Origin of the sequence: Fibrella rubiginis (assembly GCF_017353185.1) — a bacterium.
In the GTDB taxonomy this organism is placed as follows: Bacteria; Bacteroidota; Bacteroidia; order Cytophagales; family Spirosomataceae; genus Fibrella; species Fibrella rubiginis.
In genome coordinates, this window is sequence record NZ_JAFMYV010000005.1 from 363078 (window position 1) to 379061 (window position 15984).

Sequence of the window (15984 nt, forward strand, 5' to 3'; positions counted from 1 at the left end):
ACGTGCCAAAAAGCATCACCAACGTGCCAATAGGCCATAAATTGACTGTAGTGCGGCTATCCGACAAACAAACTCAAGGCCATAACCCCCGCCAGCCCACACACCGACACCAGCGTTTCCATCACCGACCAGGTCTTGAGCGTGTCGGTCATGGACAGTTGGAAATACTCGCGGAACAACCAGAACCCGGTGTCGTTGACGTGCGAGAACATCATGCTCCCCGCCCCAATGGCCAGCACCATCAGGTTCGGCTCCACCCCCGACGCCTTCAGCAGCGGCAACACAATGCCCGCCGTGGTGATGCCCGACACCGTTGACGACCCCACGCACACCCGGATAATGGCGGCAATGCCCCAGCCAATAACGTAGGGGTGCAGCGACGACCCCTGCATGAGATCGGCGATGGACTGGCTCACGCCCGCGTCCGTCAGCACCTGCTTTAGCGCCCCGGCCCCGCCAAAAATGAGAAACAGCATAGCCACCTCTTTCACCGATTCGACAAGCCGTTCGGTAACGGCGGCAAGTGAGTTGCCCCGCCGGATGCCCAGCGTATACATGGCTACCAGGACGGCCACCAGCATACTCACTACCGGTTCGCCCAGGAACAGCAGCACCTGCCCGGCAGCCGACCCCGCGGGCAGGTAGGGATGGAGCAGGGTACTGGCGCTGATGAGCAGAATGGGCAGCAACACCGTTAGGAAGCTCACGCCCGTTGTGGGCATTTGGTCGTCGGTCAGGTCAGGGGCGATCAGGGCCTGATTGGGCGGGGTGGTGTATCGTTTGAGTGTCGAGCCAAACAGGATGCCCGACACCAGAATGGCCGGGATAGCCACCAGAATACCGTAGAACAGGGTCAGGCCCATGTCGGCGTTGAACTGTTTCAGAATGGCCAGCGGTGCCGGGTGCGGCGGCAGGTACCCCTGCGTTACTGACAGTGACGCCAGCATGGGGATGCCCACATACACCGCCGACAGTTTATAGCGTTGCGCCACGGTGATCACCAGCGGAGCCAGCAGCAGAAACCCCACCGAATAGAACAGGGGCAGGCCCACCACAAAGCCCGTGAGCATGAACGCCCAGCGAATGCGCCCCGTACCCGACAGACGGATCAGACTCCCCGCAATGCGCTGTGCCGCACCACTCTGCGCCACGAGCTTCCCCAGCATGGCCCCCAGCGCAATGATGCCCAGAATAGACCCTAGCGTGCTCCCAATGCCCTTTTGTATCGAATCGATAATGGCCAGCGGGGCCATACCCAACCCCAGCCCAACCCCCAGCGAGACCACTAAAAACGCCAAAAACGCATGCAGCCGCACATACGAGATCAGCAGCACTAGCGCCACAATACCAAGAATGGTAATGAGTAAGGTCATAGGGAGGGAGTCGAAGTAGTGTAAGGTACACAGCAGAGTTACCTGTGCATAAAGCAATTGATCCCCTTAATTTTACACTCAAATACCCCGACCACCAGCAAAAAGGAGGCTTTTTTGTACGCGTTAGTACTATGAATAGCCTATATTGATGCCACTCATTAACCGCTTGACCATGACATCACAAGCAAGCCCCCCAACCCAGTATAAGTATCGCTCATGCGGCTTTTCGACCGCCCCATGCAACCAGATGAAATAAATAAAGTACATTAACTGCTGATACAGTATTACAGTGAACTAATTGGTAATGAAGCCGATGAAATAATAGTGCATAAGGGCTACACCCAAGCTGATCTTGGTAGGTTTCGTAGCTTATTAAATTTTGTTTTTAGCTTTCAATAAAAATTGACCATGAATAAATTAAACTTTCTCAAAGATCAACATGTGCAAAATTTTATAGAGTGGATAAAGCATAAACTAGATCAAAAAAAGTCATTTTTGCACAGTTATAAACTGCAGAAAAACGTTAGAGGACAAGAATGGTTTTGCGATTCAATATATTCTGCTTTTGAGAATTATAAATGGAATTATGTGTACACACATCCCACCAATCAAAATAGATTAACAGGATGTAGCTTTATTGATAGTGAAAAAGCGCTCAATGAATTGAGTAAAACTCTGCGAGAAGCCATAGAAACTCAAGACGATAAGTTGTGCGTAAGCTGTTGTATGTCAATACTAGAATGGGGTGGTATATTGTCAAAAAATAAGGATAATATAGAAAAGATAAAAACGTCAAAACGTGGAATTGCGAACTACCTAAAAAATGTTCAGCATCGTTTAAGTTTGAGCGTCATTGACCTAGAGAAGGATTGTGAAGGAATTATCATGAATGCCGGGTTTAGCAAAATTTATTCTTTGATAATCAGTGATTTTGTTATTTATGATGGTAGGGTAGGGGCAGCTTTAGGTTTGCTTGTTAGAAAATATTGTGAGGACAATTCGCTGTTAATTGTCCCAGAACAATTAAGATTTTCATACGGAAATTCACGTACAGTTTTGTCGGGAATACAAAATAGGCGTAATCCAAGCACTGAAAAATATAAATTTTTCAGTTTGAATAATTCAAGTCTAAAACACATACAAAATAATATTAAAGCTAATTGGTTGGCTAAAGAAATTGTTGATAGACATGATTCGAGATTTAAATCTTTGCATATGGATAGACAGCTAAGAGCGTTTGAAGCTGCATTATTTATGATTGGATATGATGTCTCACAAGAGCCTTAATGTTATTTTGTCAAAATATTGTTAACTACAATTGTAAGATACCACCGAATCAGATTGCTACTGTTCTGCCTGCTGACTTTTTAATTACATGCCCTTTCTACAGGACCCGCTGGCCATTTTGGCCGTTTTGATGCTCAACATTGTCATCTCTGAGCAACTCGCCAAGCTACCTTATTTCCGGGCGGTGGGTACATCGCTGATCGTTATTATCGTTACGGCCATTACGGCCAACCTGGGGTTGATACCGGCCTCTACCAACGTCCCGCCCATCTATGACGGCATCTTCACGTACCTGGCACCCATCTCCATTTTCTACCTGCTGCTCACCGTCAACCTCAAAGGGCTGAAACGGGCGGGGGCACCCATGGTCATCAACTTCCTGATCGGGGCAGTGGGTACCATGGTCGGGGTGATCGTGGCGATGCGGGTGGTAGGTGGTCCTAAGGGGCTGGGTCCGCTGTTCTACGCCGTGGGGGGCATGTTTACGGGGACGCATACGGGCGGCAGCAGCAACCTCAACGCCATTGCCCTGCACTACGGCGTCAACAAAGCGGGCAACGTCTACGCCGCCACCATTGCCACCGACAATATCGTCACGGCCCTCTGGATGGGTGTAACCCTGGTGCTGCCTCCGTTGCTGAACAAGTACGTCCCCCGCCGACTAACCACCACGTTAACCACCGACGAAACGCGCCGGTTTGAGCAGGAAGCCAATGACCAGATCAGCGACGTAGAAACGGTGAACCCGCAGGATTTGGCCGTGCTCATTGGCCTGGGTGTGGTGGCCCTGTATGTGGCGCAACTGGTGGCTGGCTACTTCCCCGCCATCCCTAAAATTCTGGTGCAGACAACCCTGGCGCTGATCCTGGCGCAACTGCCCCTGGTGCAGCGACTACGGGGTGTGCGGGTAGTCGGCATCTTCTGCATATACCTGTTTCTGGCCGTTATCGGCGCTTTTTGCGACCTGGGCGTACTAGCCAAAGACGGTCAGCTGGCCCTGACCATGCTCACATTCGTCAGTATTTCGGTGCCTATTCACGCGCTGTTCCAGTTCGGTATTGGCGGGTTGCTGAAGCAGGACTGGGACGTGCTGAGCATTGCTTCGCAGGCCAACATTGGTGGGTCGGCGTCGTGTCTGGCCCTGAGCAAAAGCCTGAATCGCCCCGACCTTCACCTGCCGGGTATCCTGGCCGGTGCACTGGGCAACGCCATTGGCACCTACTGCGGCCTGCTCGTTGCCGAGTATTTGAAGACGGTCACGTTTGGGTGAGTTGATGAGGGTAAAAGTGGGGGCTATCTTGGTTCGGTGCTAGTGTGGGCTTTGCGCTGAGGGTTGCTGTCGCCTAGCCCTTCGACTAGGCGTCCCCGACAGGCTCAGGGTGACAACGATCTTGAATCAACTCAAGAAGATTGTTCTAGTGGCCTGTCACCCTGAGCCTGTCGGGGACGCCTAGTCGAAGGGCCAGGCGACAGCAACCCTCAGCGCAAAGCCATCAGCCATATATTGACACCTAGACCCACTATGCGGGTTATATTAGGTAAAAGTGGGGGCTATCTTGGTTCGGTGTGTATCAACTCGTAACCGATACCTACTTCCTATGAAACAGACGTTTATCACCCTTACCTGCCTGTACTTAATTAGCCTGTTGCCGGGTGAGTTGCTGGCACAGGGTTTTGGTCCACGCACACCCGAACAGGACAGCCTGATGGCCCGCCAGCAGCGCAAAACCCAGGCCGACCACCAACTGATGATGACTGCGCTGCACATCAGCGCGTTGCGCCCCGGCCCGTCGGGCAACCCCAAAGCACCCAACGCCGCCAACGTCGACGAAGCCAAAGCCACCACCTACACCACACTGCCCGATCCGCTGACGCTGAAAAATGGTCAGCCTGTTTCGTCGGCAAAGACATGGTGGGCCAAACGCCGCCCTGAGCTAGTCGAGGACTTCGACCGGGAGGTATATGGCCGCATGCCGGCCAATACGCCCGGTGTCCGGTGGGAGGTTGTGAGTCAGAAAGACACGGTCGAGGGCAGCCACCCCATCCGGTTGAAGCGGTTGGTCGGCCACGTCGATAACAGCACATACCCGGCCCTGACCGTCAACATTGACATGGTATTGGCGACGCCGCTAGCCGCTACTGGCCCTGTTCCGGTGATGCTGGAGTTCGGGTTCCGCTTCCCACCGGGCTTCCGGATGCCGCAGCCACCCACGTCGACCACCGCCCCGGCCCCGCCGTCGTGGCAGCAGCAGCTACTGGCCAAAGGCTGGGGTTACGCCATTATTTACCCGACCAGTTTCCAGGCCGACAACGGTGCGGGCCTCACCGAAGGCATCATTGGCCTCGTCAACAAAGGCAAACCCCGCCAACCCGACGACTGGGGCACGTTGCGGGCCTGGGCATGGGGAGCCAGCCGCGCCCTCGATTATTTCGAGACCGACAAAGCTGTTGATGCCAGACAGGTAGGTATTGAGGGATTGTCGCGCTTCGGAAAAGCCGCCGCCGTGGCCATGGCCTACGAACCGCGCTTTGCCATTGGCTTCATCGGCTCGTCGGGCGAAGGCGGCGTTAAAATCCATCGGCGCACGTTTGGTGAGCAGGTTGAAAACCTGGCCGGGTCGGGCGAATACCACTGGATGGCGGGCAATTTTATCAAATATGCCGGGCCACTCACGCCCAACGACTTACCCGTCGATGCCCATGAGCTGGTGGCCCTTTGCGCGCCCCGTCCGGTGTTTATCAGCGTCGGTTCACCTACTGTCGAGGGGCAGTGGGTCGACGCAAAGGGGCTGTTTCTAGGTGGTGCCTATGCCAGCCCGGTCTATGAGCTACTGGGCAAAAAGGGCCTGGGTACAATGGTATTTCCACCCATGGAAACCGCGCTGATCGACGGCGACATTGCTTTTCGTCAGCATAGTGGCGGCCACACCACCGGCCCCAACTGGCCCACCTTCCTCCAGTTTGCCGACCGATACATGCAGGTGAAGGCTGGGAAGTAGGTTAGTCGGGCAGTTTTCAGTGATGCCATCGCTTCGAGCGATGGCATCACTGAAAACGATCACTACGACCCCTTAGGCCTCTTGACGCGTTACCCCCGGCACCAGCGACTTAATAAACGTGGGCTTCACGCGCTTTTTCGAGGCCTGTTCATAGCCGTAGGCGAGGGTCAGCAGCGGCCCTTCCTGGTAGGCACCGGCGATGAATGAAAACCCAACGGGCAACCCGTGCACGGTACCCATCGGGACGGTGATATGTGGATAACCGGCCATGGCGGCGGGGGGGCAGAAGTAGAAACCCGTGTCATAATCGCCGTTGATAAGGTCGATGTTGCCCGCAAAGCCAATACTTGTTCCGCAGATAGCGTCCAGCTTGTTGGCGGTCATCAGGCTGTCGATACGCTGCCGGGTACTCCGTGTTTTGGCCACTGCGTCGGTGTATTCTTTGCTGGCTAAATCACCTTTGGCTTCGCTGCTTTCAAGGGTCTCCTGCTGGAAATAGGGCATGGCTTTGGCCGCATTGGTTTTGTTAAACGCAATCACGTCGGCCAGCGACGAAACGCCCGCTTTGGCCGTCGACAGGTACTTGTTGAGGCCATCTTTAAACTCGTATTGCAACACCGTAAACTCGGCCCCGCCAACGTCGCTCAGACTCTTAAGCAGGTCGACTTCAACGACCGTTGCGCCCTGTTTTTTCAGAACCTGAATGGCTTGTTTGTACAGCCCCACCACCCCTTCATGACCTTTCAGGAAGGCTTTTTCCACACCAATGCGTTTGCCAGCCAGCCCTTTCGCATCCAGAAATTTGGTGTAGTCAGGCGCTGCTTCCCCCTTGCTTTCGGCAGTCACGGCATCAGCGGGGTCAACGCCCGTCATGGCGCCAAGCAGAATGGCCGCGTCAGTTACGGTGCGCGCCATGGGTCCGGCGGTATCCTGCGTTTTCGAGATCGGAATAATCCCGCTCCGGCTCACAAGGCCTACCGTTGGTTTGATGCCTACGATGCCGCAAAACGACGAGGGCGCAATCACCGACCCATCTGTCTCGGTGCCCACTGCCACGGCGCACAAGTTGGCCGCCACCGCTGCGCCCGACCCTGAGCTAGACCCGCAGGGGCTGCGGTCCAGCACGTACGGGTTTCGGGTTTGCCCACCCCGGCTGCTCCACCCGCTACTCGACCGCGTCGATCGGAAGTTGGCCCATTCGCTGAGGTTTGTTTTGCCCAAAATTACTGCGCCTGCTGCTCGTAGCTGCTTGATAACAAAGGCGTCATTGGCGGCTTTGTGTCCGCTTAACGCCAGCGAACCGGCAGTGGTCATCATCTTGTCGCCGGTGTCGATGTTGTCCTTGATGAGGATGGGTATACCGTGCAGCGGCCCCCGAACTTTGCCTGCTTTCCGCTCCTTGTCCATCGCCTCGGCCATTGCCAGTGCGTCGGGATTAACTTCGATCACCGAATTCAAGCCGGGACCTTTTCGGTCCACTGCCTCAATACGATCCAGATAGAGTTTGGTAATGGCGGCAGACGAGTATTCTCCCGACTGCATCTTTTTCTGCAACTCACCAATGCTTACTTCGTTTAAGGCAAACTCATCGGCAGCGGGCGTGTTATTTTCCGAAGTTGCCTGTTTGTCGGTAGTGGTACAGGCGGCCACTGTGAAGGCCGTGGCCGACAGGCTGATGGCTGAGCTATTTTTAATGAAATTCCGTCTATTCATTGGAGCTACTTAATTGTGACAACAAAACAAATGTCAGCCAATGCATATACTCGGCGTAGCTGCGAGAAGTAAAGGTAGTTAGCTGAAAAAGCATAAAAAAAGCCTGCAAATCAATGATTTGCAGGCCAGTGCCGAAGGCGAGACTCGAACTCGCATGTCCGTGAAGACACACGCCCCTGAAACGTGCGTGTCTACCAATTTCACCACTTCGGCAGGTACGCTTCCCCGTGTTGGGATTGCAAAGATAAGAGACCAGCGCAGGCTTTTGCAAGGGTTATGGGGAAAAAACTGTTACAGCGTCACCTGCTCATACATGTCCGGGATGGCAACGTTCTGGAAACCAGCCGCCATGAGCTTTTCGCGCCAGATCTGCTGCTTGTCGTAATCGCCGTGAACGAGGAAAATGTTTTTCACGGCGGCGGGGTTCTGGCAGCTTAGAAATTGCAGCATCTCTACTGAATCGCCGTGTGCCGAAAACGAATCCATAATCTCGATGCGGGCATTCACCTCGAACTGCTCACCGAAAATATTGACCTTTTTGTCGCCCCGTTTCAGAATACCACCCAGGCTGTTCGGCGAAGCATAGCCCACAAACAGGATCGTAGTACTGGGATTTTCGATGTTGTTTTTGATGTGGTGCTTGATCCGTCCCGCCTCAGCCATGCCCGACGGTGCGATGATGATGCAGGGGCCCTCTTTGGTGTTGATTGCCTTCGACTGCTCCACGTCTGAGATGTAATGCAGGTTGGGAAAATCGAATGCGTCGCCGTCTTTTTTGATGTACGCCAGAATGTCGGGGTTGAAATCCTCCTCATGGTGGCGCATCACCGTGGTGGCACTCACCGACATCGGCGAGTCGATATACACGGGTAAAACGGGCAGTCGGCCCTCGCTGGCAAGCTGATCGAGGGCGTAGATCAGTTCCTGCGTACGGTCAACGGCGAAGGCAGGGATGAGCAGTTTGCCCTTCTGTTGTACGCAGGTCTCTTCTACAATACGCAGCAGGTGCGCCTTCATGTCGGGTTCATTCTCGTGAACGGTAGCCCCGTAGGTCGATTCGCAGAGGATGTAATCGGCTTGCGGAAAGGTCTCAAACGTGCGGAGGATTTTATCGTCGGGTCGGCCAATATCACCGCTGAACGTGAGGCGTTTAGTGGCTGGTTTGCCATCGGTTCCTATCTCGTTGATCGTCAGGCTGATGGCCGCGCTACCCAGCAAATGACCGGTATCGGTATATAAAAAAGACACCTCCTGATTCAGAAACGCGGTTTTTCCATAGTCTACGGCCTGCATCTGGTCGAGCGCTTTTTGTACGTCGGCCTCATCATACAGGATTTCCAGCTCAGCCTCATTCCGATTTCGGCGGCGTTTGTTCACGCGTTCCAGATCTTTTACCTGAATCCGGGCGCTGTCCATGAGCATGATCCGGCATAGATCGAGCGTAGCGGGAGTGCAATAGATCGGCCCGGTGAATCCCTGCCGCACTAGCCTGGGAATCAGCCCCGTATGGTCGATGTGTGCATGCGACACTACCAGCACGTCGACATCGGCAGGGTTAAAATGAAATGCCTGGTTCAACTCGTCGGTGTTGATGCCCTGAAACAGGCCGCAGTCGAGCAATACCTGAAAACCGCTGTTGGTTGTGATCAGGTGCTTACTACCCGTTACGGTCCGGGCGGCACCCATAAATTGAATGGTCATAAAGAAAGGAGGAACGGAGAAAAGGTTGGAATGGAGGAAAGAAACCAGGGTGAAATTAGGGAAGCTATCCAGAATGAGTAACTACCCCTTCTTCTCTTTCGACTTCTTTTGCTTTCCTCCATTCCTCCTTTTAATAAGTCTTCGTCATATCGCCGGGAATAGCCAGCACATAGTTGGCAAGGCCTTTCCAGTCGCGGTCTACTTTGGTAATATCGTCCGCTTCGACAGATGAGATCGTGATGATTTTCAGCGAGGGGTTCTGCTGACGCAGATACCAGACAATTCCGTCAAATTTTTTGGAATGAAAGTCGCCGTTAAGGTGGAAAAACGTTCGGCCGGGTTTCCAGTTTTCCAGTATAAACCGTGCCATCGTGGCATCTTTCAACGCCTGCGCCCGCGCAAAATTGGCGGCCATGTCTGACACCCCACCGTGGGCAGCGTTGCCGCCGTGGGTCTCCATCATACCCAGCATCTCCTTATAGCCGGGCAGGGTCAAATCAACCGTCAGGGGTAGCTTTGCCATCTCTGCTTTGCCCACTGCCGACACCGTGTCGAGCGCGGTCAACCCTTGCCGGGCTACCAGGCTGGCATACTTTCGGGGTACGTTTGTGGCCACAAAAGCCAGTTTCTTGTCGCGGGCCAGGTCCACCACGGGTTTATAGTCGGTGTCGTAGTTGGGCCACAGACGGGCCTGTTTGGCGAATTCCTTATCGGTCGTTTGGCCATTCACATAGCCAGAGAGCACTTTTTGATTGTCGGCTTCGAACATTTCGGCCCCAAACACCAGTGCCGTTCCCCGTTGCTGAGCCAGATCTTTGGCCAGTTGCAGTTCCAGCCAGTGGCAAAGCGGATTATTGTGCAGTTCACCGAAAAGTACCACGTCGGCCCCGGCGGCTTCCTTCAGCAGTTTGTCGTAAGAAGTAGTTTTGCCTGCTTCAGAATAAAACAGGTATGCCGGCTTGTCTCTTTTGAAAGAGAATAGCAACAGCAACAGTAATAGGAAGCGTGATTTCATGACTATTTGGTCAAGGTATAAAGCTATAACACAGAGATACACAGAGGAGGCACGGTGCTACACAGAGATTTTTACTAATAAGTTCTCTGTGTAACTCCGTGCCTCCTCTGTGTATCTCTGTGTTATAGCTTTATACCTTGACCACCCAGCCAAACTCATCGGCAATTTTGCCGGTGCGGAGGTTCGTCATATACTCCTTAACGCGAACAGCAAACGAATCGGTTGCTGAACGCTCAGGCAACATGTAGTCGTTGCCGTTATAACCAATCACCTGGAATGGCGATACCACTACGGCGGTACCCGCACCAAAGGCCTCCGTCAGCCGACCATTCTGAATACCATCAATCACCTCGGTAATCGATACGTTACGCTCCTCAACAGGAATGCCCCAGCTACGCGCAATCTGCACTACACTGTCGCGGGTAACGCCCCGCAGGATCGAGTCGGATGTGGCAGGCGTAACCAGCTTACCGTCGATGATAAACATTACGTTCATCGTGCCTGACTCTTCAATGTACTGATGCTCAGTAGCATCGGTCCAGATTAGCTGGTCATAACCGGCCTGCTGTGCCAGCAGCGTGGGGTACATCGACCCGGCGTAGTTACCTGCGCATTTGGCATAACCTACCCCCCCTGGTGCCGACCGGATGTATTCCATCTCGACCTTGACCTTCAGCGGTTTGCTGTAGTACACACCCACTGGGCAGGTGAAGATGCAGAACCGGTACGTCTTCGACGGAGCCACGCCCAGAAACACGTCCGTTGCAAACATGTATGGACGGATGTAAAGCGAACTGCCGGGTTGATCGGGTACCCAGTCCGCATCGGTACGGAGTAATGCTTCCAGGCCACCCATAAAAATCTCTTCCGGAATGGTGGCCATGCACATCCGCTTCGCCGACTCGTTCATCCGTGCCCAGTTGTCGAGCGGACGAAACATCAGTACCTCACCCTCGTTGTTTTTATAGGCTTTCATGCCCTCAAAAATCGACTGGCCATAATGCAGCGATGAGAGAGCCGGGTTGAAAGCGAAATCGCCATAGGGCACCACGCGCAGGTCTGTCCACTGACCGTCTGCGTAGTCGGCCACGAACATGTGATCGGCAAAATGCTTACCGAACGGCAGGTTATTGAAGTCTACTTCCTTGATGCGGCTCTGCGGAACCTTCTGCATCTCAATCTGGAGCAAATCGGTAGTCATGGGAGATAAGGGAAAGAAGTTAATGTTCAAGGTTCAACGTTTAAAGTTGCCCGTCTAACTGAGCATTCTGCTGCACGTTGACAACGTTAAACATTGGGCTTTAAACGTTGAACTTCCATTTAGTTGCTTTGACAACAAATGTAAAAAAAAGGTGGCTCTGTGCTAGGCCGTTAACCACAAACTAAACAATTTCTGTAGCCGAATGGCTAAAAAGGTCCTGTCGTCGTTCTAACCTACACCCAATACAGGGTAAATAGACAACAGGCCTGGTCTATTTCCAGTGCCTGTGGAGCCGTCTTGCCTGTTCCGGTGGTCGGCCAGATGTATAGGGAAACTGCCTGCACGAATGAAAACAACTGATCAATTTTTAGCTTACCTGTTGCTTCGCCTCACCATGGGCGTCTGTTTCATCTTCCACGCTATCCCCCGTTTCTTCGCCGGTGCCGGTGATTTCCGCGATAAAATGGTCGCCGATTTTGCCAAAACGCCTATTCCCGCACCACTTGTCTACGTCTATGGTACAACCCTGACCTACGTCGAATTAATCATCGGCATCCTGCTCACCATTGGTCTGTTTACGCGCTACACGCTGGTTGCGGCCATGTTGCTCATGATGTCGCTGATGGTAGGTACGTCGTTTCAGCAAAAATGGGATGTAGTGGGCACGCAACTCGTTTATTCAGTCATCCTTTTCATCCTCGTCTGGACCCAACAAGCCAACCTTTATTCCGTAGACCGCACCATGCTGGGAAGGGAGTAAGGATTTACGATGTACGATTGACGAATTACAATTTTTGCTTTCGCCAGCTTACTCATGCGTCAGCCTACATCGTCATTCGTCCATCATAAATCCCTACACTCGCGGCTCCCAGCTTACTTCTTCAGCGTCAAGTTCCTGCGCCATTTTGCGGCTAAGGACGAACAGATAGTCTGACAACCGGTTTAAGTACTTGACAACCAGCAAATCAACTGGGGAATGATCGTGGAGGTTGATGGCTAGTCGTTCGGCGCGGCGGCAAACAGTACGGGCCAGATGCGCAAACGACACAGACTGATGCCCCCCTGGCAACACAAACTTGCGTAGTTCGGGCAGGGCCTCGTCCATCTCATCCATCGCGTTTTCCAGCCGTACAATATCATCCTCGACAATGGCGGGCATAGCCTGCCGGGGAGCCTTGTCGGGGTCAGTGGCCAGTTCGGCACCGGCCGTAAACAGCCGGTCCTGAATTTCTTTGAGCAACACGCGCCGATTAGCATTCACAGGCTGATCGCGGAGCAGGCCTACCCACGAGTTTAGTTCATCAACGGTGCCATAGGTATCAATGCGCAAATCGGCTTTGCTCACACGACGGCCGCCAATTAGCGACGTTTGCCCGGCATCGCCGGTGCGGGTATATATTTTCATGGTGACGGGGCTACCTTTGTCCTCTTATTCAACTTGTAAACCGTAGCTATGCGCGCTGGTTCATTTTTTGTCCGCACCTGGCGGATTCTGTCCATTTTGGGCTTCGTCGGGTCGCTGTACAGTAATTATATTTCATTTCCCGTAGACGTTGCCGTGCGGTTCAACAGCCTTGGTCAGGCTGTACAGTACGTGGGCCGTGAAACGATTTTTTACCTCAGCATTGGCATTTTTCTGCTGGTGTATGTTATCACCAATGCCGTGGCTCGCCTGTTTCCAAAGCTCCCCACTGAACGGATTCCCAACCCGAACCCCGCCAAATGGGTAGGCTACCGGCAGGAATTGGTGGCTATTTATGTAAACTGGTTTTATGCCCTTGCGGCTGCGTTTAATACCATTCTGGGGCTGGGCCTAATGGTATTATCGTTTCTGAATCGCAGCGACCGTACCAACGTAGGCCCCTCTGACTACACCTGGCTGTTGCCCCTGAGCACGTTTATTCTGGCGGCCGTTGTTGTGTCGTTACCCATCCGCTTATTGATGAAACCCCCGGTTGAATATGTCCCCTGAATTGCCCGCCCTGACAACCGACCAGTTTCAGTATGACCTGCCCGACGAGCAGATTGCCCGTTTTCCGCTGTCCCAGCGCGACCAATCAAAGCTACTGGTATATAAACACGGTGCAATTAGCCACCACACGTTTAGCGAGCTGCCGAGCCTTATCCCCACTGACAGTTTTCTGATTTTTAACCAGACCAAGGTCATCCCGGCCCGGCTGATTTTTACCCGTGCTACAGGAACTGTCATCGAACTGTTTCTGCTAAACCCTGCTGATATTGACGGGAAACCGCGCCTCATTGCCGAGGCTATGCAGGACAAGAGCAGCGCGGTTTGGCAGTGTATGATTGGTAACCGCAAACGCTGGAGAGAAGGCGAGACCCTCGTCTTGGCTCTCAACGACGCCATCCTAATTGCCGAATGGGCTAACCCGGACCAAAACGAAGTGCGCTTCAACTGGCAACCGGCCGATTATTCCTTTGCCGAAATTGTGCAACTGGCTGGTCAGATGCCCCTGCCTCCCTACCTCAAACGCGACGCCATCCCTGCCGACCGCCAAACGTACCAAACCGTTTATGCCAAGCAGGAGGGAGCCGTAGCTGCCCCCACTGCCGGACTTCATTTCACCAAAGAGGTATTTGCCGAACTGGCCAACCGCAACATCGGTCACGACGCGCTCACCCTTCACGTAGGGGCCGGTACGTTCCAGCCTATCAAAACTGACGACGTACGGGCACATACCATGCACGCTGAACAGGTGATCTACACCCAGGCGAACCTGGAGCAGATTCTGGCCCATGTCGACCATATTCTACCTGTCGGGACCACGTCTATGCGTTCGCTTGAAAGTCTGTACTGGTTTGGTGTTCGGTTACTCCGGCAGGAAGAAAATCCGTTTTGGCTGAGCCAGGAGTATGCCTATGAGGTACCCGTTGTTGAGCAGCCTGAGGCTGCTGAGGCTGTGAAGGCCGTATTGGATTACATGCACGCTAATAAGTTGGCTAGCCTGACCGCGCACACGGCCGTTTATATTACGCCTGGTTACCAGATGAAGCTCTGTCGGGGCATAATCACCAATTTTCATCAGCCAGGTTCTACACTCATCGTGCTTATTTCTGCACTGGTAGGCCCCGTTTGGCGCACCATATATACAGAAGCCCTCGAAAAAGGGTACCGTTTTCTCAGCTACGGCGACTCATCTTTACTATTGCCATAATTAATGAGTGATTGAGTGATAGCGTGATTGAGTGAGAGATCGCTTGAGTACAGGCCTATTGAGGCCTAAGCAAACTTTCACTCAATTACTCAATCGCTCAATCACTCAATGAATTTCCATGAATTTCATCGAAGAACTCCGCTGGCGGGGCATGCTCAACGACATGACTCCTGGCACTGAAGAGCAACTGACTAAAGAAATGACCGCCGGGTACATTGGTTTTGACCCCACGGCGTCATCACTCCACATCGGCAACCTGGCTACTATTATGTTGCTGGTCCATTTTCAGCGGGCGGGCCACAAGCCATTTGCTCTTGTTGGTGGTGCCACGGGCATGATCGGCGACCCATCGGGCAAAGCTGCCGAGCGTGATTTCCTGTCGGAAGAAACATTACGACACAACCAGGAAGGCATCCGGGCGCAACTGGAGAAGTTTTTGGTTTTCGACGAAAGCCCAAACTCAGCCGAGATGGTCAATAATTACGACTGGTTTAAGGAAATATCACTTCTGGGTTTTCTGCGCGAAGCCGGAAAGCACTTGACCATTAATTACATGATGGCCAAAGATTCGGTTAAAAACCGCCTAGAAACCGGTATCTCCTTCACTGAATTTTCTTACCAGCTGTTGCAGGGCTACGACTTTTACCATCTATATAAGCACCGGGGAGTACGTCTGCAAATGGGTGGCTCTGACCAATGGGGTAACATCACCACTGGGACGGAGTTGATTCGCCGAAAGGAGGAAAAAGGCGCTATTGATCAGGACCGCGCCTTCGCCCTCACCACGCCGCTTGTTACCAAAGCAGATGGCACCAAATTTGGCAAATCAGAATCGGGTAACGTCTGGCTTGACCCTGCTCTCACGTCGCCTTATCAATTTTACCAGTTTTGGCTCAACACTGCCGACAATGACTGTGCTCGCCTCATTCGCGTATTCACCTTATTAGATAGAGACACAATTGAACGTATCGAAGCAGAACACGCTGCTGCGCCTCACCTTCGTATTTTACAAAAAGCCATTGCCCACGACGTAACCGTCCGTGTTCATGGTCAGGCTGGATACGACCTGGCAGTGAAGGCATCTGAAGTTCTTTTCGGCAAAGCCACCATCGATACACTGCGCTCAATCAACCCCAATGAATTTGATGTGATATTCGACGGTGTACCTCAAACCAGTATTACGTCTGATGAATTAGCTGCCTGCAAAGACATCACAGACCTATTGTCGGTAGGTTCTAAAGGAGAAATCTATCCGTCGAAAGGAGAGGCTCGCCGCGCCATTAGCCAAAACGCGGTCAGCCTGAACAAAGCAAAAGTTAACGATCCTGCTGCCTCGGTTACTGTAGAATGGCTACAGGGGCGCTTCCTGCTAGTGTCAAAAGGCAAGAAAAACCACCTGTTGAAAAAAGTTTGAAAAATTTTCAAGCGCTAAACGACTGAAAGAAAGTGGCTAACAAGTCCGTCCAGAATTTGTTAGCCACTTTCTTTTAACTGGCTCTTGACATGGGGAGATAAAGGC

General features: G+C 52.8%; 13 protein-coding genes and 1 tRNA gene. 7 read left to right on the forward strand and 7 right to left on the reverse strand.

Annotated features, from left to right (window positions below; genetic code table 11):
* Positions 1-56: 56 nt before the first annotated feature.
* Complete coding sequence (locus tag J2I47_RS12590; protein ID WP_207364923.1) at positions 57-1373, reverse strand: gluconate:H+ symporter; 1317 nt, start codon at positions 1371-1373, stop codon at positions 57-59.
* A 408-nt stretch (positions 1374-1781) separates the two neighbouring features.
* Here J2I47_RS12590 and J2I47_RS12595 point away from each other — a divergent pair, with 408 nt between their 5' ends.
* The 3 genes from J2I47_RS12595 to J2I47_RS12605 all read left to right on the forward strand — a co-directional run bounded on the left by J2I47_RS12595 (position 1782) and on the right by J2I47_RS12605 (position 5659).
* Entirely contained in the window at positions 1782-2660 is an 879-nt protein-coding gene (locus J2I47_RS12595; protein WP_207364924.1) for a hypothetical protein, read from the forward strand.
* A gap of 88 nt (positions 2661-2748) precedes the next feature.
* Complete coding sequence (locus J2I47_RS12600; RefSeq protein WP_207364925.1) at positions 2749-3930, forward strand: DUF819 family protein; 1182 nt, start codon at positions 2749-2751, stop codon at positions 3928-3930.
* 328 nt (positions 3931-4258) lie between these two features.
* Positions 4259-5659 carry a glucuronyl esterase domain-containing protein gene (locus tag J2I47_RS12605; RefSeq protein ID WP_207364926.1) on the forward strand — a complete coding sequence of 467 codons (1401 nt, stop codon included), beginning with the start codon at positions 4259-4261 and terminating at the stop codon, positions 5657-5659.
* A gap of 72 nt (positions 5660-5731) precedes the next feature.
* Here J2I47_RS12605 and J2I47_RS12610 read toward each other — a convergent pair whose 3' ends face one another.
* From J2I47_RS12610 to J2I47_RS12630, 5 genes are all read right to left on the reverse strand, one after another.
* Positions 5732-7372 carry an amidase gene (locus J2I47_RS12610; protein ID WP_207364927.1) on the reverse strand — a complete coding sequence of 547 codons (1641 nt, stop codon included), beginning with the start codon at positions 7370-7372 and terminating at the stop codon, positions 5732-5734.
* A gap of 129 nt (positions 7373-7501) precedes the next feature.
* A tRNA-Leu gene (locus J2I47_RS12615) sits at positions 7502-7585 on the reverse strand.
* A gap of 78 nt (positions 7586-7663) precedes the next feature.
* The gene (locus J2I47_RS12620) at positions 7664-9073 is read right to left on the reverse strand and encodes an MBL fold metallo-hydrolase RNA specificity domain-containing protein (protein WP_207364928.1); all 1410 of its coding nucleotides are present in this window, start codon (positions 9071-9073) and stop codon (positions 7664-7666) included.
* A gap of 130 nt (positions 9074-9203) precedes the next feature.
* Entirely contained in the window at positions 9204-10088 is an 885-nt protein-coding gene (locus J2I47_RS12625) for a ChaN family lipoprotein (RefSeq protein ID WP_207364929.1), read from the reverse strand.
* A 130-nt stretch (positions 10089-10218) separates the two neighbouring features.
* Positions 10219-11289, reverse strand: coding sequence for a branched-chain amino acid aminotransferase (locus J2I47_RS12630; protein ID WP_207364930.1), 1071 nt, complete (start codon positions 11287-11289; stop codon positions 10219-10221).
* Positions 11290-11635: 346 nt separating this feature from the next.
* Here J2I47_RS12630 and J2I47_RS12635 point away from each other — a divergent pair, with 346 nt between their 5' ends.
* Positions 11636-12049, forward strand: a complete 414-nt coding sequence (locus J2I47_RS12635; RefSeq protein ID WP_207364931.1) for a DoxX family protein — start codon at positions 11636-11638, stop codon at positions 12047-12049.
* A 93-nt stretch (positions 12050-12142) separates the two neighbouring features.
* On the opposite strand, the gene J2I47_RS12640 is transcribed toward J2I47_RS12635, so the two are convergent.
* The gene (locus J2I47_RS12640) at positions 12143-12694 is read right to left on the reverse strand and encodes a cob(I)yrinic acid a,c-diamide adenosyltransferase (RefSeq protein ID WP_207364932.1); all 552 of its coding nucleotides are present in this window, start codon (positions 12692-12694) and stop codon (positions 12143-12145) included.
* Positions 12695-12742: 48 nt separating this feature from the next.
* Between J2I47_RS12640 and J2I47_RS12645 the strand changes: the two genes are divergently transcribed.
* From J2I47_RS12645 to tyrS, 3 genes are all read left to right on the forward strand, one after another.
* On the forward strand, positions 12743-13261 hold the full coding sequence (locus tag J2I47_RS12645) for a hypothetical protein (protein WP_207364933.1): 519 nt from the start codon (positions 12743-12745) through the stop codon (positions 13259-13261).
* Positions 13251-14465, forward strand: coding sequence for an S-adenosylmethionine:tRNA ribosyltransferase-isomerase (locus J2I47_RS12650; RefSeq protein WP_207364934.1), 1215 nt, complete (start codon positions 13251-13253; stop codon positions 14463-14465). The genes J2I47_RS12645 and J2I47_RS12650 overlap by 11 nt, the downstream gene beginning before the upstream one ends.
* A 118-nt stretch (positions 14466-14583) precedes the next feature.
* A complete protein-coding gene (gene tyrS, locus J2I47_RS12655; RefSeq protein WP_207364935.1) occupies positions 14584-15879 on the forward strand; it encodes a tyrosine--tRNA ligase in 1296 nt (431 codons plus the stop codon).
* Positions 15880-15984 lie beyond the last annotated feature (105 nt).

What these genes read in the sequence shown, in the direction of transcription:
- J2I47_RS12590 (WP_207364923.1), bottom strand. Translation starts at nt 1,373, where the DNA reads ATGACCTTACTCATTACCATTCTTGGTATTGTGGCGCTAGTGCTGCTG.
- J2I47_RS12595 (WP_207364924.1), top strand. Translation starts at nt 1,782, where the DNA reads ATGAATAAATTAAACTTTCTCAAAGATCAACATGTGCAAAATTTTATA.
- J2I47_RS12600 (WP_207364925.1), top strand. Translation starts at nt 2,749, where the DNA reads ATGCCCTTTCTACAGGACCCGCTGGCCATTTTGGCCGTTTTGATGCTC.
- J2I47_RS12605 (WP_207364926.1), top strand. Translation starts at nt 4,259, where the DNA reads ATGAAACAGACGTTTATCACCCTTACCTGCCTGTACTTAATTAGCCTG.
- J2I47_RS12610 (WP_207364927.1), bottom strand. Translation starts at nt 7,372, where the DNA reads ATGAATAGACGGAATTTCATTAAAAATAGCTCAGCCATCAGCCTGTCG.
- J2I47_RS12620 (WP_207364928.1), bottom strand. Translation starts at nt 9,073, where the DNA reads ATGACCATTCAATTTATGGGTGCCGCCCGGACCGTAACGGGTAGTAAG.
- J2I47_RS12625 (WP_207364929.1), bottom strand. Translation starts at nt 10,088, where the DNA reads ATGAAATCACGCTTCCTATTACTGTTGCTGTTGCTATTCTCTTTCAAA.
- J2I47_RS12630 (WP_207364930.1), bottom strand. Translation starts at nt 11,289, where the DNA reads ATGACTACCGATTTGCTCCAGATTGAGATGCAGAAGGTTCCGCAGAGC.
- J2I47_RS12635 (WP_207364931.1), top strand. Translation starts at nt 11,636, where the DNA reads ATGAAAACAACTGATCAATTTTTAGCTTACCTGTTGCTTCGCCTCACC.
- J2I47_RS12640 (WP_207364932.1), bottom strand. Translation starts at nt 12,694, where the DNA reads ATGAAAATATATACCCGCACCGGCGATGCCGGGCAAACGTCGCTAATT.
- J2I47_RS12645 (WP_207364933.1), top strand. Translation starts at nt 12,743, where the DNA reads ATGCGCGCTGGTTCATTTTTTGTCCGCACCTGGCGGATTCTGTCCATT.
- J2I47_RS12650 (WP_207364934.1), top strand. Translation starts at nt 13,251, where the DNA reads ATGTCCCCTGAATTGCCCGCCCTGACAACCGACCAGTTTCAGTATGAC.
- tyrS (WP_207364935.1), top strand. Translation starts at nt 14,584, where the DNA reads ATGAATTTCATCGAAGAACTCCGCTGGCGGGGCATGCTCAACGACATG.